11 protein-coding genes are annotated in these 18,873 nt (G+C 67.7%); 10 read left to right on the forward strand and 1 reads right to left on the reverse strand.

Annotation, left to right across the window (positions count from 1 at the left end; translation table 11 throughout):
* Window positions 1–87: 87 nt before the first annotated feature.
* The gene (locus tag ACULPM_RS07570; RefSeq protein ID WP_445330997.1) at window positions 88–765 is read right to left on the reverse strand and encodes a GntR family transcriptional regulator; all 678 of its coding nucleotides are present in this window, start codon (window positions 763–765) and stop codon (window positions 88–90) included.
* A gap of 277 nt (window positions 766–1,042) precedes the next feature.
* Here ACULPM_RS07570 and ACULPM_RS07575 point away from each other — a divergent pair, with 277 nt between their 5' ends.
* The 10 genes from ACULPM_RS07575 to ACULPM_RS07620 all read left to right on the forward strand — a co-directional run bounded on the left by ACULPM_RS07575 (window position 1,043) and on the right by ACULPM_RS07620 (window position 18,597).
* On the forward strand, window positions 1,043–2,656 hold the full coding sequence (locus ACULPM_RS07575; protein WP_445330996.1) for a mannitol dehydrogenase family protein: 1,614 nt from the start codon (window positions 1,043–1,045) through the stop codon (window positions 2,654–2,656).
* Between the two features lie 43 nt (window positions 2,657–2,699).
* On the forward strand, window positions 2,700–3,782 hold the full coding sequence (gene uxuA, locus ACULPM_RS07580; protein WP_445330995.1) for a mannonate dehydratase: 1,083 nt from the start codon (window positions 2,700–2,702) through the stop codon (window positions 3,780–3,782).
* 161 nt (window positions 3,783–3,943) lie between these two features.
* Window positions 3,944–5,359, forward strand: coding sequence for a glucuronate isomerase (uxaC, locus tag ACULPM_RS07585; RefSeq protein ID WP_445330994.1), 1,416 nt, complete (start codon window positions 3,944–3,946; stop codon window positions 5,357–5,359).
* A gap of 282 nt (window positions 5,360–5,641) precedes the next feature.
* Window positions 5,642–6,682 (forward strand): sugar kinase, encoded by a 1,041-nt coding sequence (locus tag ACULPM_RS07590; RefSeq protein ID WP_167929308.1) that lies wholly within the window; start codon window positions 5,642–5,644, stop codon window positions 6,680–6,682.
* A 22-nt stretch (window positions 6,683–6,704) separates the two neighbouring features.
* Window positions 6,705–7,346, forward strand: a complete 642-nt coding sequence (eda, locus tag ACULPM_RS07595) for a bifunctional 4-hydroxy-2-oxoglutarate aldolase/2-dehydro-3-deoxy-phosphogluconate aldolase (protein WP_445330993.1) — start codon at window positions 6,705–6,707, stop codon at window positions 7,344–7,346.
* A 326-nt stretch (window positions 7,347–7,672) separates the two neighbouring features.
* Window positions 7,673–9,637, forward strand: coding sequence for a glycoside hydrolase family 2 TIM barrel-domain containing protein (locus ACULPM_RS07600; protein WP_445330992.1), 1,965 nt, complete (start codon window positions 7,673–7,675; stop codon window positions 9,635–9,637).
* 478 nt (window positions 9,638–10,115) lie between these two features.
* Entirely contained in the window at window positions 10,116–11,078 is a 963-nt protein-coding gene (locus ACULPM_RS07605) for a hypothetical protein (RefSeq protein WP_445330991.1), read from the forward strand.
* Between the two features lie 419 nt (window positions 11,079–11,497).
* Window positions 11,498–14,743 (forward strand): glycoside hydrolase family 3 C-terminal domain-containing protein, encoded by a 3,246-nt coding sequence (locus tag ACULPM_RS07610; protein ID WP_445330990.1) that lies wholly within the window; start codon window positions 11,498–11,500, stop codon window positions 14,741–14,743.
* 4 nt (window positions 14,744–14,747) lie between these two features.
* A complete protein-coding gene (locus ACULPM_RS07615; RefSeq protein WP_445330989.1) occupies window positions 14,748–15,197 on the forward strand; it encodes a hypothetical protein in 450 nt (149 codons plus the stop codon).
* Window positions 15,198–15,591: 394 nt separating this feature from the next.
* Window positions 15,592–18,597, forward strand: a complete 3,006-nt coding sequence (locus ACULPM_RS07620; RefSeq protein ID WP_445330988.1) for a glycoside hydrolase family 3 C-terminal domain-containing protein — start codon at window positions 15,592–15,594, stop codon at window positions 18,595–18,597.
* Window positions 18,598–18,873: the final 276 nt, after the last annotated feature.

Below are 18,873 nucleotides of genomic sequence, written 5' to 3' on the forward strand. Positions count from 1 at the left end.
GCGACAAACCCGCACCCAGAGACGTCGCGAGGCCCCCGCATCCGTTGTCCGCGGGGCCTTCGCGACGGTTCTTCTCGCCGTGCGCCGTCAGTTCTCCGTGAAGTACTCCGGGTGGGAGACCGAGATGGGGTGGTAGTCGATGTGCGCCTTGCGCAGGTGGCGCGAGGTGAGGTAGGAGGCCTCGTTCGTGTCGTGCGCGGCGATGGCGTCGCGGATCTTGTGGTGCTGGTCCATGACGACGTCCCACTCGACGCCCGAGGTCAGCACCGCCAGCCAGCGGAAGCGCTCGTAGTGGACGTTGGTCATGTTGAGCCAGTCCCAGAGCGGCGCGCGGTCGGCGATGACGAAGAAGGTCTCGTGCATGAGGTTGTCCGACTCGAAGAACGCGAGCTCGTCGGCGGCCTCGACGGCCTCCTCCTGCTGCGCGATGATGGCGTCGATGCAGGCGATGTCGGCCTTCGTGGCCTTGGCGCAGCACTCGATGACGACCTGCCGCTCGAGGCACTCGCGGGCGAAGCGCGCGTCCTCGCACGCGCGCATGTCGATCTTCGAGACGTAGGTACCGCTCTGGGGCACCGTGTTCACGAGCCCCTGCTGCTGGAGGAGCACGAGCGCCTCGCGCACGGGGGTGCGGCCGAGCCCGAGCTCCTCGCACAGGCGCTTGGGGACGAGGCGCTCCCCGGGCTTGTAGCGCGAGAACACGAGCGCGCGCCGCAGGGCCTCGTAGGCCTGGGTCTGCAGGGTGGGGGTGTCCTTCTCGTGCATGCTCGTCCTTCTCGCCGCTCGCTAGCCTGTTGCTAACGTCTTATTTTACGGGTTGCCGCATCCTCGCGCCGCCCCGATTCGAGTCCGCGACGCAATCTGCAGACCGCTCGGACACTCAAAGCGAAATACCGACCGCTGGCGGATTCCCGGCAAAACCTCGGGGAGTCACTGTTGAGTTGAAGGCACGCTCAAACTAATATATCAGTTCAAGGGGGAACCGACGGGCCCCGTGCGACGCCGACATCAGCGCCGGCGGGCGAGAAGGACGGAGGAGCAGATGGCAACACTCAAGAACTGGCAGGAGAGCCGCGACGAGCTCGAGGGCAAGGGGGTGCGCGTGCCCCAGTGCGACGTCGACGCCCTGCGCAAGGCGGGCGCCGAGCAGCCGGTGTGGATGCACTTCGGCGGCGGCAACCTCTATCGCGCCTTCCACGCCCAGATCGCCCAAGACCTCGCCGACAAGGGCCTGCTGAACCGCGGCGTGGTCGTCGCGGAGACCTTCCGCCCGTTCACGATCGACGAGGTCTACGCCCCCTACGACAACAACATCCTGCAGGTTGTCATGAACGCCGACGGCACGCTCGACGAGCGGGTGCTCGCGGTCACGGCCGGCGCCATCTTCGCGAACGCCGACCGCCCGACCGACTACGCCCTCGCGCGCCGCTGCTTCGAGAGCCCCGACCTGCAAATGGTCACCTTCACCATCACCGAGAAGGGCTACGGCCTCACCGACGCATCCGGCAAGCTGCTGCCCTACGTCGCGGCCGAGATCGAGGCCGGCCCCGCGCACGCCACGAGCTCGATGGGCATCGTCAGCGCGCTGCTCGTCGACCGCTTCGAGGCGGGCGCCGCGCCCATCGCCATGGTCTCCACCGACAACTTCTCGCAGAACGGCCGCCGCTTCCAGGAGGCCATCCTCACGATCGCCCGCGGCTGGCTCGAGCACGGCCACGTCACGCAGGACTTCGTCGACTACGTCTCGGACGAGTCGCGCGTGAGCTTCCCCTGGTCGATGATCGACCGCATCACCCCCAACCCCTCGCCCGAGACCGAGGCCGCCCTCAGGGAGCAGGGCTGGGAGGACCTCGACCTCATCAAGACCTCCGGCCCGACCTTCGCCGGCTTCGCCAACACCGAGGCGGCCCACTACCTCGTCATCGAGGACTCGTTCCCCAACGGCCGGCCTGCGCTCGAGGAGGGCGGCGTGATCATGTGCGACCGCGAGACCGCGGAGCGCGCGGACACCATGAAGGTCACGGCCTGCCTGAACCCGCTGCACACGTGCCTCGCCGTCTACGGCTGCCTGCTCGGCTACACCCGCATCTGGCAGGAGATGGAGAACCCCGACCTGGTGGCGCTCATCAGGAAGCTCGGCTACGACGAGGACCTTCCCGTCGTCGTGGACCCCAAGGTCATCGACCCCAAGACCTTCATCGACGAGCTGCTCGCCGAGCGCCTGCCCAACAAGAGCCTGCCCGACGCGCCGCAGCGCATCGCGGCGGACACCTCGCAGAAGGTGCCCACCCGCTACGGCCACACCCTGAACGCCTACCTCGAGGCGGGGCGTGACGTCTCCGGCCTCGTGGCCATCCCCCTCGTGATCGCGGGGTGGCTGCGCTACCTGCTCGCCGTCGACGACAGGGGAGAGGCCTTCGAACCGAGCCCCGACCCGCTGCTGGCCGACCTCAGGGCCCAGCTCTCCGGCATCTCGCTCGGCGAGACCGACCCCGCCAGGATCCACGAGGCGGTCAGCCCCATCCTGTCCAACGCCGAGATCTTCTCGCTCGACCTCTACGAGGCCGGCCTCGGCGAGAAGATCGAGGGCATGTTCGCGGAGCTCAACGCCGGCCCCGGCGCCGTCGCCGCGACCATCGGAAAGTACGTCGGCTAGGCAAACGAAGGACCGGGCGCGCGCCCGGAGAGAGGAGAGGGACATGGAGCTCACCTTCCGCTGGTACGGCCCCAACGAGGAGAAGATCACGCTCGAGCAGATCAGCCAGATCCCCGGCTGCAAGGGTATCGTCGGCACGCTCTTCGACATCCCCGCGGGCGAGGTCTGGCCGCGCGAGCGCATCCACGAGCTGCGCGAGATGGTCGAGGCCCACGGGCTCACGCTCAAGGTCATCGAGTCGGTGAACGTCTCCGACGACATCAAGATCGGCACCGACAAGCGCGACGAGCACATCGAGAACTACGAGGAGACGATCCGCAACCTCGCCGCCGAGGGCGTCAAGGTCATCTGCTACAACTTCATGCCGGTCTTCGACTGGGTGAAGTCCGACCTCGACTACGTCCTGCCCGACGGCTCGCGCACGCTCGCCTTCGTCAAGGCGAACATCCCCGACGACCCGCAGGTCATCATCGACCGCGTGGCCAACGGCTCGGGCGACTTCACGCTTCCCGGCTGGGAGCCGGAGCGCCTCGCGCAGGTGCGCGCGCTGCTCGACGCCTACAAGGACATCGACGACGACAAGCTGCGCGAGAACCTCGTCTACTTCCTCGAGGCCATCATGCCGACCTGCGAGGAGTGCGACGTCAAGATGGCCATCCACCCGGACGACCCGCCCTACTCGCTCTTCGGCCTGCCGCGCATCATCAAGAACCGCGAGGACCTCGACTGGCTCTGCACCGCGGTGGACACGCCCTACAACGGCATCACCCTGTGCTGCGGCTCGATCGCCGAGGAGCCGGGCAACGACATCTACGACATCCTCGCCGAGTTCACGCGCCGCGGGCGCATCCACTTCGTGCACATGCGCAACATCAAGTACATCTCGCCCGAGGAGCCCGGCAACAAGGACTTCTACGAGGCGCCGCACCCCAGCCCCTGCGGCTCGCTCGACATGTACAAGATGATGAGGGCCCTCCACGACAACGGCTTTACGGGCTACATGAGGCCCGACCACGGCCGCATGATCTGGGGCGAGACGGGACGCCCGGGCTACGGCCTCTACGACCGCGCCCTCGGCATCGCCTACATCAACGGAATGTGGGAGGCAATCGAGAAGGGCGCGTAGGCCACCCCAACGGGGCGTGCCGCACATGCCCCGTCCTCAAACAGCGCTGCGCGAACTGCGGGCGGGGCATGTGCGGCACGTCCTGACCGCAGTTCGCGCCCTTCTCGGTTGCTCCCACGCGATTCCCACCCTCTGGCTTCTGGGAGAAAGGGGATTCTTCCATGCTGCTGAACGACGACTTCCTGCTGACCACCGAGTGGGCGCGGAGGCTCTTCCACGACCACGCGGAGAAGATGCCGATCATCGACTACCACTGCCACCTCGACCCGAGGCAGATCTACGAGGACGTGCACTTCTCGGACCTCGCCCAGCTTTGGATCTGCGACAACGGCGCGGGCGACCACTACAAGTGGCGCCTCATGCGCGCCAACGGCACGCCCGAGCGCCTCATCACCGGCGACGGCGAGCCCTACGAGAAGTTCCTCGCCTACGTGGACACCATCGAGCGCGCGCCCGGCAACCCGCTCTACGAGTGGAGCCACCTGGAGCTGCGCCGCGCCTTCGGGATCGACCTCACGATCTGCCGCGCCAACGCCGACGAGATCTGGCGCCGCGCCAACGAGCGCATCGCCGAGGCGGACTTCTCCGCCAAGGGCCTCATCCGCGCCTTCGACGTCCGCTGCGTCTGCACCACCGACGACCCGGCGAGCGACCTCGCCTGGCACAAGCTGCTCGCCGCCGAGGAGGCCGAGAACGGCTTCAAGGTCCTGCCGACCTTCCGCCCCGACGGCCTCATGGGCATCGACAAGCCCGACTTCGCCGCCTACCTCGCGCGCCTCGCGGACATCTCCGGCGTGGCCGTCACCGACTGGGAGGGCCTGAAGGCCGCCGCCGCCCAGCGCGTCGACTACTTCCACGAGGTCGGCGGGCGCCTCGCGGACCACGGCATGAACTCGTTCACCTACGTCGGCGCCACCGAGGACGAGGTGGCCGGCATCGTGGCGCGCGCCCTTGCGGGCGAGGCCCCGAGCAAGACGGAGGTGGACGCCTACCAGAGCGCGCTCACGCTCTTCCTCATGGGCGAGTACGAGCGCCACGGCTGGACGCTCCAGCTGCACGCCAACGTCTTCCGCAACGCCAACTCCCGCGGCTTCGCCGCGCTCGGCGCCGACGCCGGCTTCGACTCCGCCGGCGACCAGCCGGGGCTCGTGGGTCAGCTCGCCCTGCTCCTCGACGCGGCCAACAGCGCCGAGGCCCTGCCCAAGACGATCATCTACACGCTCGACGAGTCCCAGTACATGGGCATCGCCACGCTCATCCAGTCCTTCCAGGGCGGCTGCCGCCAGCGCCTGCAGCTCGGCTGCGCCTGGTGGTTCTTCGACCACTTCGCCGGCATGAAGAGCCAGCTCACGATGTACGCGCAGGAGAGCCTGCTCGCCAACTTCACCGGCATGCTCACGGACTCGAGGAGCTTCCTCAGCTACCCGCGCCACGAGTACTTCCGCCGCGTCCTGTGCCACACCGTCGGCGAGTGGGTCGAGATGGGCCGGCTCCCCGAGGACGAGGCATACCTCGGCGGCCTCATCGAGGACATCTGCTACAACAACGCGCACGACTACTTCGGCTTCTTCGAGTAGGGGCGCCCGGCGCCATCGATGCCCGTTTCCCGTTTCCGTCGCCGTGGCCCCGCAGATCCGCTCCGCGGGGCCACGGCGACGTTTTTTGCCCGGGAAGCGTCGCCAGCGCCCCGCACGGCGACTCTGCAGGGCCCCGGCGACGCTTTCGGGGAGCCGGGGGCGCGGGCTGGGGTCCTGCCGCCCGTCGAATTGCGGCGCCGCTCGCTGAACCGTCGTGATGGGGGCGGCGCCCAGCGGATAAACTACTCTCATTAGTGATATATCACAGGGCAAGGAGATACCATGGCTGATGATGCTACGGGCCGCAGAAAGGTCCTTGCGCTCGGCGAGATCATGTGCCGCCTCTCCGTGGGCGGCGGGGTGCGCCTGGCGGACGCCTCGTCCTTCGACGCGCACTACGGCGGCGCGGAGGCCAACGTCGCCGTCTCGCTCGCCAACTTCGGGCACGACGCCGCCTTCGCCACGAAGGTGCCGGACAACCCGCTCGGCGACGCGGTGGTGCGCCACCTCCGCAAGAACGGCGTCGACGCCTCCCAGGTCCTTCGCGGGGGCGCGCGCCTCGGCACCTACTACCTCGAGATCGGCACCGCCAACCGCGGGTCGGTCGCCGTCTACGACCGCGCCGGCTCCTCGTTCGCGACGATGGCGTCCTGCGAGTGGGACGTCGACGAGCTCCTCTCCGGCGTCGGGCTCTTCCACGTGACGGGCATCTGCCCGGCGCTCTCCGCGTCCTGGCGCGCGCTCACGCTCGAGCTCGTGCGCGCCGCCGCCGAGCGGGGCATCCCCGTGAGCTACGACGTCAACTTCCGCGGCAAGCTCTGGACGTGGGACGAGTGCATGGACGCCTTCCGCGACGTCCTGCCCTACGTCACCTACCTCGCCGCGAGCTGGGGCGACGTCCAGAGCGCCCTCGGCCTCGAGCGCACGCCCTGGAGCGAGGAGGCCATGGTCGCGGCCTACGACGCGCTCGTCGCCGCGCGCCCGGGCGTCCGCGCCATCTACTGCACGCGCCGCGTCGCGCACTCGAGCAGCTCCAACGACCTCACCGGCTACCTCTACACGGCCGACGGCACCGGCGCCGCGGGCGCGCTCGCGCGCTCCCGCACCTGGCACGTCGAGCCCATCGTGGACCGCGTGGGCGGCGGCGACGCCTTTGCCGGCGGCGTGCTCCACGGGCTTCTCGCCGAGATGGCGCCCGCGGACGCCATCGAGTTCGCGGCGGCCGCGAGCGTGCTCAAGCACAGCGTGGCCGGCGACGCCAACCGCTTCACCGCTGCCGAGGTCACCGACTTCATGGCCAGCGGCGCCGACGTCAAGCGCTAGCAACCCAGGAGGGGAGACGCACATGTACATGGACAGCTACTACGAGAAGGTCGAGAGGCTCGCGATCATCCCGGTCGTCGTGCTGGACGACGCCGCCGACGCCAGGCCGCTCGCCGACGCCCTCGTGGCCGGCGGGATGCCCTCGGCCGAGGTGACGTTCCGCACGGCCGCGGCGGCCGACTCCATCCGCGCCATGCGCGAGGCGCACCCGGACATGGCGGTGGGCGCGGGCACCGTGCTCAGCGTCGAGCAGGTCGACGAGGCCGTCGACGCGGGCGCGGAGTTCATCGTGAGCCCCGGCTTCGACGAGGAGGTCGTGCGCCACTGCATGGAGCGCGAGCTCCCGGTCTTCCCGGCCTGCGTCACGCCCACGGAGCTCATCGCCGCGCGCAAGCTCGGCATCCACGTGACCAAGTTCTTCCCGGCCGCGCAGTACGGCGGCCTCTCCACCATAGGCGCGCTCGCCGCGCCCTTCGTGGGGCACCGCTTCATGCCCACGGGCGGCGTCTCTCCGGCCAACGTGGCCGAGTTCCTCGCGAGCCCGCACGTGATCGCCTGCGGCGGCACCTGGATGGTCAAGGCCAACCTCATCAAGGAGGGACGCTTCGACGAGGTCGAGCGGCTCTGCCGCGAGGCCATGGAGATCGTGGCCACGGTGCGGTAGCGCGCCGCGCGTCCTTCTCGCGCGTCCCTGTCGGCGGCGGGCCCCTGCGGGTCTGCCGCCGCCTTTCTGCTGCATCCCGCCCTCGCCGCTCCCGGTCCGTCCGGCGCCAAGGGGATGAGTGACGGCTTTTGGACGGATGGGGCGCCCAGAGGGGCTTCATCCGTCCAGAACCCGTCACTCGCCCGCATTTCTGCCCGATATCCCGCTCAGGCGTCCAAACCGTCCGGTCAGGGGTACGACACCGGAAAGGCCGCGTTATGCGCTAGACTAATATATCAGTTGGAAGTGCCGTACTGGAGCGGCGGGGAGCCGAGGAAAGAGGGAGCATGCGCACGTATACGAACCTGAACGCGGGCTGGACCTTCACCAAGCCGGGGGACGCCCCGATCACGGTGGACGTCCCGCACACCTGGAACAACCTTGACGGCCAGGACGGCGGCAACGACTACTGGCGCGGGACCTGCGCCTACGAGCGCCGCTTCACGGTCCCGGCCTTCGACCCCACGAAGCAGGTCGTCTACCTCGAGTTCGAGGGCGTCAACGCCACGGCCGACGTCGAGGTCAACGGGATCGCCTGCTGCCACCACGACGGCGGCTACTCCACCTTCCGCACCAACGTCACCGAGCTCGTGAAGCCCGGCGAGAACGGCCTGCTCGTCCACGTGGACAACTCAAAGAACGACCGCGTCTACCCTCAGAAGGCCGACTTCACCTTCTACGGCGGCATCTATCGCGACGTCAGGCTCCTCGTGGCCGACGCCACGCACTTCTCGCTCGACTACCACGGCGGCCCCGGCATCGCCGTCACGCCCAAGATCGCCGACGGCGAGAAGGACGCGGACGTGCGCGTGCAGACCTGGGTGGACGGCCCTGAGGCCGCCTCCGCGGAGGTCCGCGTGACCCTCACCGACGCCTCCGGCGCAACGGTGGGGACCGCGACCGGCACCGACGTCACCGTCGCGCTGCCCGACGCGCACCGCTGGGACGGCCTCGACGACCCGTACCTCTATGCCGCGAAGGCGCAGCTCGTCGTCGCCGGCACCGTCGTGGACGAGGTCTCCACGCGCTTCGGCGTGCGCAGCTTCTCCTATGACGCCAAGGGCGGCTTCTTCCTCAACGGCCGCAGCTACCCCCTCCGCGGCGTGTGCCGCCACCAGGACCGCAAGGCCCTCGGCAACGCCCTCACGGAGAAGGAGCACCGCGAGGACATGGCCCTCATCCGCGAGATCGGCGCCAACACGCTGCGCCTCGCGCACTATCAGCAGGCCCAGTTCTTCTACGACCTCTGCGACGAGGCCGGCATCGTCGTGTGGGCGGAGATCCCCTACATCTCCGAGCACATGCCCAACGGCCGCGAGAACACCATCTCGCAGATGACCGAGCTCATCACCCAGAGCTACAATCACCCCTCGATCGTGTGCTGGGGCGTCTCCAACGAGATCACCATCTCCACCAAGGACAAGGCGGACATGCTCGACAACCACCGCGTCCTCGACGAGCTCTGCCACAAGCTCGACCCCACGCGCTTCACCACGCTGGCCTGCTACGCCATGTGCGGGCCCTTCAACAAGTCCGCCTTCGTGACCGACGTCGTGAGCTGGAACCTCTACCTCGGCTGGTACGTGCCGGGCCTCTTCCTGAACGACCTCTGGTTCGGGTTCTTCCACCTCGTGCACCCCAACCGCGTCATCGGCATGTCCGAGTACGGCTGCGAGGCCATGCCCAACCTCCACTCCTCGCGGCCGCGCCGAAACGACCACACCGAGGAGTACCAGTGCGTGTACCACGAGTACATGCTCAAGTTCTTCGCCAAGCACCCGTACCTGTGGGCCACGCACGTCTGGAACATGTTCGACTTCGCGGCCGACGCGCGCGACCAGGGCGGCGAACCCGGCATGAACCACAAGGGCCTCATCACCTTCGACCGCAAGACCAAGAAGGACTCCTTCTACATCTACAAGGCCTGGTGGAGCAACGAGCCCTTCGTGCACCTGTGCGGCAAGCGCTACGTCGACCGCGCCGAGGAGGCCACGAGCGTCAAGGTCTACTCCAACCAGAAGGAGGTCACGCTCTTCGTCAACGGCTCCAAGCTTGAGACCCGCCGCGAGGACCCCAAGAACCCGCACGTCTTCACGTTCTTCGTCCCGCTCAAGAAGGGCGAGAACAGCATCGAGGTCACGTCCGGCCAGCTCGCCGACTCCGGCACGATCCGCCGCGTCGACACGCCCAACCCCGACTACGTGCTCCAGAAGAAGAGCACCCAGAAGTCCAACTGGGCGGACAACGAGTAGCCTAAGCCCGACCATCCTTCCCGGGAACGCCCCGGCGCCGCGCGCGTCGGGGCGTTCCCGTTCTTCTCGCCAGCCCTTCTCGCCTCGCCCCTCCGGGTACGTACGCGCCCAGTCCGGGTACGTACACCTCCTCTCCGGGTACGTACGCGCAGCGGGGGCTGTGGGCACTGGCATCCCGAAGAACCCGCAGGTAGAGGGCGGGCGAGAAGAACATCAAGCCGTAAATCTCGTACGTACCCGGAGACGGGGTGTACGTACCCGGGAGAAGGGCCTGCGTGTCCGGGGGCGCGCCCGGGCGGGGCGGCATCTGGAGAAGCCGTGGCGCCGAATGTCGTCGGACGAATCGCCGCATATAAGAAACTGTTGCGCACCGTGGGTCATGAGCTGCGGTGGCACGCATCTCAGAAGGGCCTTCTCGCAAGGGGCGTCAGCGTCGTGCGCGCTTGGTGCAAGGGGCCGGGAAGCGCTCATCGCTAGCATGGGCGCCATGATTACCGTATGTGACATATCGGCACTTGCGCGTTGGGGAGAGGTCGGCCTGGCGCAGCGGCTGGGGGAGCCATGCCCCGAGCCGTCGGACGAGGCGTGGTCCCTCGCCTCTGCGGCGGCCCTCGGGGCAATCGACCTGCGCGGCGCACGCATCGAGGCAACGGAGGCACGCCCCCTCCACATCCTCGTGAGCGGGGAGGCGAGAAGGGTGAGGACGCCCGTGGTGCGCTGCCACATCTGGTCGACCACGCTCCCCCCTGACGCGCTCTACCAGCTCACCGACGAGGTCCTTCTTGCCTCGCCGGCCTTCTGCCTGCAGCAGATGGCCGCGCGCTCGAGCCTTGCGCGGGCGGTTGCGGTGGGTACCGAGATATGCGGGAGGTACGCGCGCTCCCCGCGGGCCAAGGACGGCTTTCACCGCAGGCCGCCGCTCATGACTCCCGACGAGCTCGCCCGGCGCTTTGCGGACGCCCGCGGCTATGGGACGCGGCGGGCGCGCGAGGCCGTGGCGTTTGTCGTGGCCGGCTCGCGCTCTCCCATGGAGACGGTCGTCGTCCTCCTGTTCACACTGCCCGTCGAGGCGGGCGGATGCGGGCTTCCCGTGCCGCGGCTCAACGCCACCATAGAGATTCCCGCCTCGCTGCAGCTGGCCCTGGGGAAGCCGTACCTCGTCGTCGACCTCTGCTGGGAGGAGCTCGGGATCATCCTCGAGTACGAGAGCTACCTCTTCCATCGCACCAGGCAGCAGATAGACTCCGACAGCGCGCGCAACGAGGGGCTCCGGGACCTCGGCTGGATGGTCCGCTCCGTGACGGAGGGGATGCTCGCGGACCCGCAGATGCGCCGGGAGCTCGTCGAGAAGGTCTCCGCCCGCGCCGGGATCCGCCTGCCGACGGACGAGGACTACTGGCTCCGTCAGGAGGCGCTCGTGCGGGAGCTCCTCGCCCTCTAGCTCCACCTCTCCGGGTACGTACACGCCCCCTCCGGGTACGTACGAAGTTCACGGCTTGATGTACTTCTCGCTAAGCACTTTACCTGCGGATTCTTCAGAAGTGCTGCGCCTGCCGGCTTTGTGGCGTGTACGTATCCGGGGGAGGGGCGTACGTACCCGGAGGAATCGCCTCGGCGTCGGCCGCGCCCCGCCATCTACCGCAGGGCGAGAAGAACCGTCCGCTGGCGGGTCGCGAAGATTATTTTCCACCCCCGCGGGCGGTTTGTGGTTAAACTGATATATCAGTTTCCAGCCGCCCCGTGGAGGGAGGGGGAATTCCCGTACGGGACGCGGAGCGCACGCAATGCGAACGCACGCAGAGAAAGGAAGGGAAGGTACATGCACGACGTAAGGGAAAGCGTACAGAGGGGGGATCTCTCATGAGCAACGATGCTCGTCCCAAGACGCTGGTGACACGCCGCGGCCTCTTCGGCCTCGGTGCCCTCGGCGCCTCCGTCGCCGTGGGCGCGGGCGGCGTCATGGAGCAGTTCGCCTCCACGCTCGACACCAACCTCGGCACCCAGAGCGAGAAGCTCACCTCCCAGAGCACGGAGAACGAGCCCCTCTATGAGGCGTTCAAGCCCTCCGACGAGGTTCTGAACGAGGACGGCACGGGCAACTCCCACGCGCTCATCCAGAAGGCCATCGACCTCAACCGCAAGCAGGCGGCCGAGGGTGCGGTCCTGATGAAGAACAGCTCCGAGGAGGGGAGGGGCCTGCCGCTCGCCGAGGGCTCCAACGTGACCCTGCTCGGCATCAGGTCCCACATGCCCATGCTCGGCTCGAGCTTCGGCCTCAAGCTCTACGGCCCCTGCATCACGCTCGAGCAGGCGCTCACGCAGAGCAAGACCGACTTCGCCAACACCATCACCACGAACGTCGACCGCAGCACGGGCGCGATCGCTCCGACCATCTCCGGCTGGTCGGGCGACGAGTTCGACTTCGACGGCGCCGGCTTCAACGTCAACCCCACGATGGTCGACGCCTATGAGGCACTGGGCGAGTCCTTCCCGCACGCCACCTGCGAGATGACGGTCACGGAGTACGACCCGAAGGAGCCCGGCGTCGCCGACATCGAGGGCGTCAACGGCGACTTCCGCTCGAGCTTCGCCGAGTACGGCGACGCCGCGATCGTGGTCATCTCCCGCCCGTCCGCCGAGTCGATCGACTACCTGCCCGGCAGCGTCGTGGCGGGCCTCGGCGCCGACGAGCCGCTCCAGCTCACCGACAACGAGCGCGCCGCGATCGACCTCGCCAAGGAGTGCTCCGACAACGTCGTGGTGATCCTGAACACCGCCAACGCGGTCGAGATCAGGGACCTCGCCGACGACCCGGACGTCTCCGCCATCCTGTGGATCGGCTTCCCGGGCTGTTACGGCATGCTCGGCGTGGCCGACGTGCTCTGCGGCAAGGTGAGCCCCTCGGGCGCCCTCACGGACACCTACGCCACGCACAACCTGAGCGCCCCCGCCATGCAGAACATGGGCGACTACCACTACGCCAACACCGACGTCCTCACCCGCAAGGGCGGCATGTTCGGCGACCTGTCCTCGAACTACGTCATCGAGTGCGAGAGCATCTACGTCGGGTACAAGTACTACGAGACCCGCTACTTCGACCAGGTTATGGGTCAGGGCAACGCGACCTCGGCCGCCGGCGCGACCGCGGGCGACACGTGGAACTACGCCGACGAGATGGTCTACCCGTTCGGCTACGGCCTCTCCTACACCACCTTCAGCCAGGAGCCGGTCGGCGAGCCCGAGCTCGAGCTGACCACGCTCGACAACGGCGCCACCACCGCCTACGTGACCTTCAACGTCAACGTCACCAACACCGGCGACACGGCGGGCAAGTCCATCGTCGAGATCTGGGGCCAGGCCCCCTACGCCGCGGGCGGCGTGGAGAAGTCCGCGATCCAGCTCCTCAACTTCGAGAAGACCGACGAGCTCGAGCCCGGCGCCTCCCAGCAGGTTGCCGTGAAGGTCGACCTCCAGTACATCGCGAGCTGGGACAGCTCCCACGAGAACGAGGACGGCACCCAGGGCACCTACGTGCTCGACCCGGGCATGTACTACTTCGCGCTCGGCAACGGCGCGCACGAGGCCGTGAACAACGTCCTGGCCGCCCAGGGCGTCGAGGCGAGCCGCCTTACCGGCACCGGCGACGCGGCCAAGGTCTGGTCCATGGCCATCACCGAGGCCGAGGTGCCCCGCACCGCGCTCTCGATCTCCAAGAACGGCTACCAGGTCTCCAACCACCTCGAGACGGCCGACTGGAACTACTTCCAGCCCGGCGAGGTCACCTACCTCTCCCGCTCCGACTGGGAGGGCACCTGGCCTGTCGAGTACGCCGAGATGACGCTTGAGAACGAGCAGCTCATCGACTACCTCAACGGCCACTACTACGAGGTCAAGACCGACGACGACGTCTCCGGCATCACCTGGGGCGCCGACTCCGACCTCATGATCTGGGACATGGCCGGCAAAACCTACGACGACCCCGCCTGGGGCGAGCTGCTCGACAAGATGACCCTCGAGGAGGCGCTCTACCTCGCCACCTTCGGCGGGCCCTCCATCCCCGGCGTCGAGTCGATCGGCCTGCAGGAGCACTACCTCACCGAGAACGCCGGCAACGGCATCGTCATCGCCCTCAACGCCACGCAGGACTCCAACGCCCCGTGGACCATCGGCGCGGACGACCCCAACGGCGCCTGGAACGGCGCGGTCTTCGGCAACGCGCCCCTGACCGCCGCCTCGTTCAACAACTCCCTCTACTACGAGATGGGTGAGTTCATGGGCGAGGAGTCGCTGTTCACCGGCATCGCGATGCTCTGGGGCCCGGGCCTCAACATCCACCGCCAGCAGTACAACGGCCGCAACGGCGAGTACTACTCCGAGGACCCCGTGCTCTGCGGCAACACCGCCATGGAGTACTCCATGGGCGCCCTCGAGTACGGCCTCATCGCGTCGCCGAAGCACTTCGCCTTCAACGACCAGGAGACCAACCGCTCCGGCGTGGCGCCGTACATGACCGAGCAGCAGGCTCGCGAGGGCGAGCTGCGCGGCTGGCAGATCGCCTTCGAGGCCACCGACTACGACACCGAGGACCACAACGCCAACATGACGGGCCTCATGACGTCGTTCTCCAAGATCGGCCCGATCGAGTGCACCTGCTCCACCGGCCTCATGACCGACATCCTCAAGAACGAGTGGGGCTTCCGCGGCTACGCCGTCACGGACATCTACGACGACACCGACCTCTGGGCGGCCGTCCTGGTCTCCGGCACCACCTGCTTCGACACCCGCGGCATCTCCGGCTTCTATGACTCCACCACGCTCGAGAACTGCTCGACCTTCGCCAACCAGGTCGACGGCATCTCCATCGGCGTGGACAAGGTCAAGGGTGACGCCACGGTGCAGGCTGCCGTCAAGGAGTCCGCACACATGATCCTGTACGCCATGACCCAGTCCAACCTTGTCAACCGCTACAACAGCACCACGCACATGGAGCCGCAGCTCACCTGGTGGCGCGGCGCGTACATCGGTGCGGCCGCCGCGTTCGGCGTGCTCGCCGTGGGCGCCGCCGCCTCCGCGGCCGTGAGCTCCAAGAAGAGTAAGGAGGCGTAGGGGCATGTCCACCACTACCGCTAAGAAGGGGATCGGCTTCTTCATCGAGGCCGTCGCCCTGGTGCTCGCCGTCGTCGGCATCGTCGCCATGGTCGTGAGCGGCAGCATGGGCGTTGGCTATGAGTTCCCCAACATGCCCGTCTACCTCGTCCTCTCGGTCGTCGCTATCGCGCTCGTCGTGGTCTCGATGACGCTCGACGCCAAGAGTGCCGACAAGGGCCCCGGCATCGTGTCGCTTCTCGCCCTCGGCGTCGCCGTCTTCATCCTGGCGTACGCCGGCATCCAGGTCGTCGCGTCCCGAGCCCTCAACATCTCGGCGATCTTCTCTTGGAACTCGGGCGACACCACCGGCTGGAGCATGTTCTATGCGGCCGCGGCCTCCGCGGGCTGCATGGTGGTCTCGGCCGTGCTGCTCACCGTGGCCGGCTTCATGCCCACCTTCAAGCGTCGCTAGGTCCGTCCGCAGAGCCTGCCGACCGACCGGTCGGCAGGCAGCACGGGGCCCCGCGGGGACACGTCTCCGCGGGGCCCTTCTCATGCCTTGGGCCGCCGCGGCGGCGGACGGGCCCGCGCCGCGCGCGGGGACCTGCCGCAGGGCGAGAAGAACCGTCCGCTGGCAAGGTTGAGGACGCATTCTCACAAGTTTGTGAAGAATCTGCGACTAATCTGATATATCAGGTTATGAGCTCCCCTCGGTACGGGGGGAGCGCCGGTGGGGCATGGCGGCAAGCGTTTCCGCGTCATGGAAGGGAGGGGAGTCTTGCGCCCCGCGATGTCCCTCGAAGCGACGCGACCGCACGGGGAGCGGGCATGTCGCGGCTTATCGCACGCATTGGAAAGGAAGGGGGATGCCAAGCATGGGCAACCCAACCAAGAAGCGGAAGGGGAAGGTGTTCTGGGGCGTGCTCGCCGGCGTGGGCGTCGTGCTCACGGGCGCCCTGGCGTTCGGCACGAACTACGCGCTCAGCAACGCTACCGTAGTCAACACCTACCTCGACACGCCGACCTCGCAGGTCGTCAAGGGCGAGGACGACGGCACCGACACCAACTACTTCACGAGCGCCTTCGAGACCGAGGAGGAGCTCTCCGAGTACGAGCAGGGCATCGCCGAACAGGTCGAGGCTGAGGGCGCGGTCCTCCTCATGAACAACGGCGCCCTGCCGCTCGCCAAGGGCGACAAGGTCAGCGCCGTGAGCCACTCCTCCGTGGACATCGTCTACGGCGGCACGGGCTCCGGCTCCGTCGACGCCTCGAGCGCCCCGACGCTCCAGCAGTCGCTGACCGACGCGGGCCTCGAGGTCAACCAGACCCTCTGGGACTTCTACCTCTCCGAGGAGATCGACGGCACCTACAGCCGCCTCATGGCCGGCGACATCGCTGACGACCCGCAGGCCTCCAAGGAGTTCGGCGTCAACGAGGTGCCTTGGGACAAGGTCCTCGCGGGCGCGGGCGACTCCTTCGCCGAGTACGGCGACGCGGCGATCTTCGTGATTTCCCGCTCCGGCGGCGAGGGCGCCGACCTGCCGATGGGCGACAACGGCCAGGGCCTCGACTACACGAGCGGCGTCGAGGGCAACTACCTCGAGCTCACGCAGGAGGAGCAGGACAACCTCGCCGGCCTCAAGGCGCTCAAGGACGAGGGCACCATCTCCAAGATCATCGTGCTCATCAACTCCTCCAACGCCGTCGAGGTCGACTTCCTCAACCCGGAGATCTGCGGCGTTGACTACGGCATCGACGCGGCGCTCTGGATCGGCGACCCGGGCCAGGTGGGCCTCAACGCCGTGGGCGACATCCTCGTGGGCGACATCAACCCGTCTGGCAGCCTCGTCGACACCTACACCTACGACAACCTGTCCTCCCCGGCGGCGCGCAACTTCTACCCGCTGCAGTACGAGGGCTGGGAGGGCTACGGGCTGGGCACCGACTCGGCAACCGGCCGCCCCAACTACAACGTCAACAACTCCTACAACGTCTACCAGGAGGGCATCTACGTAGGCTACCGCTACTACGAGACCCGCTATGAGGACGCCGTCATGGGCACCAGCAACGCCGGCGACTACGACTACGCGAGCACCGTGGCCTTCCCGTTTGGCTATGGCCTCAGCTACACCGACTTCACGTTCTCCAACTTCCAGGTGAGCGAGGGTTCCGACGCCTTCACCGTGACCGTCGACGTCACCAACGCGGGCGACGTGGCCGGCAAGAAGGCCGTCCAGGTCTACCTGCAGTCCCCCTACACCGAGTACGACCAGCAGAACGGCGTGGAGAAGGCGGCCATCGAGCTTGCCGGCTACGCCAAGACCGGCCTCATCGAGCCGGGCGAGACCCAGACCGTCACCATCGACGTCGACAAGACCGAGCTGCGTGCCTATGACGCCAACGGCGCCAAGACCTACATCCTCGACGCCGGAGACTACTACCTCACCGTCGCCGAGGGCGCGCACGAGGCCCTGAACAACGTGCTTGCCGCCAAGGGCTACACCGTGGCCGATGGCATGACCGCCGAGGGCGACGCCGCCATGGCGTGGAAGTGGACCAACCCGACGCTCGACACCGAGGTCTTCTCCACCTCCGCGGCCACCGGCGCCGAGATCACCAACCTCTTCGACGAGGCCGACCCCAACAAGAGCTCCGTCGAGCCCGGCGAGGTCACCTGGCTCTCCCGCTCCGACTGGGAGGGCACGTTCCCCACGGAGAACATCGTCCTGACCGCCAACGATGCGCTCGTCGAGTCCATCAAGGACGTCAACTACGACGCCGCCACCTATGACGGCGAGTACGCCGGCGCCGAGATGCCCACGCTGGGCGCCGACAACGGCAGGACCCTCGCGCAGATGATCGGCAAGGACTACGACGACCCCGACTGGGAGCCGCTACTCGACCAGATGACCTTCAGCGAGATGAACAACCTCATCACGCTCGGCTTCCACACCACCGCCGAGGTCCAGTCCGTCTCCAAGCCCAAGACCAACGACGAGAACGGCCCGCAGGGCTTCACCGCCAACGTCGTGGGCGGCGGCTCCGGCATGGCCTACACCTCCGAGGACGTCATGGCCGCCACGATGAACGACGAGCTCATCAACACCATGGGCTCCTGCATCGGCGAGGACGTGCTCTGGGCGGGCTACTCCGGCCTCTACGGCCCGGGCGTCAACATGCACCGCACCCCGTACGGCGGGCGCAACTTCGAGTACTACTCCGAGGACCCGTTCATCGCCGGCCACATCGCCGCCGCCGAGATCCAGGGCATCCAGTCCAAGGGCGTCTACGTCTTCATGAAGCACGCCGCCCTCAACGACTCCGAGACCTACCGCATGGGCCAGAGCGTCTGGATCAACGAGCAGGCCGCCCGTGAGATCTACCTCGAGACCGTCGAGACCGCGGCCGTCGAGGGCGACGCCTCCGGCGTCATGAACGGCTTCAACCGCTGGGGCACCAAGTGGTGCGGCGAGTACGGTGCGCTGCAGGATGGTTTCCTCCGCGGCGAGTGCGGCATGGAGGGCGCCTTCATCACCGACATGTCCGCGTTCAGCGAGTACATGAACCCGATGGACGGCATGCTCGGCGGCTCTGACCTCTGGGACAACATGTCCACGGCGGTCCAGACCACCATGCTCGCCGAGTACGAGGACGACCCGGTGATCGTCTCCGCCATGCGCGAGGCCTCCCACCGCATCCTCTACACCGTCGCCAACTCCAACGCCATGAACGGCATGGGCCCGAACGACACCATCGAGCCCGTCACCCCGTGGTGGCAGACCGCGCTCTACGCCGTGACCGGCGTCTTCGCGGTGCTCACCGTCGGCGCCGTCGTCATGTGCGTCCGCGCCCCCAAGAAGGGCGCGCAGTAGGGGAGGGCGGCCTGAGAAAGGCGCCTCCTGCACGTGACCGAGCCTGGGCCCCGCGGGTTCTTCTCGCCCGCGGGGCCCTCTCTGTGAGGTGGCGTTGCGGGATCTGTGCTTGTGGCAGCCGCACCCCTTGCAGCGTTGTCGAATTTGGGGCTATGGCAGGCGAGAAGAACGACGAGCTGCGGTTCTTCTCGCCGGCGTTGGGGGGGGGGGGGGGGGGGGGGGGGGGGGGGGGGGGGGGGACGACCACCCACCACCCCCACCCCAAAACACCACAAA

The organism is Thermophilibacter sp. ZX-H3, from assembly GCF_052599055.1.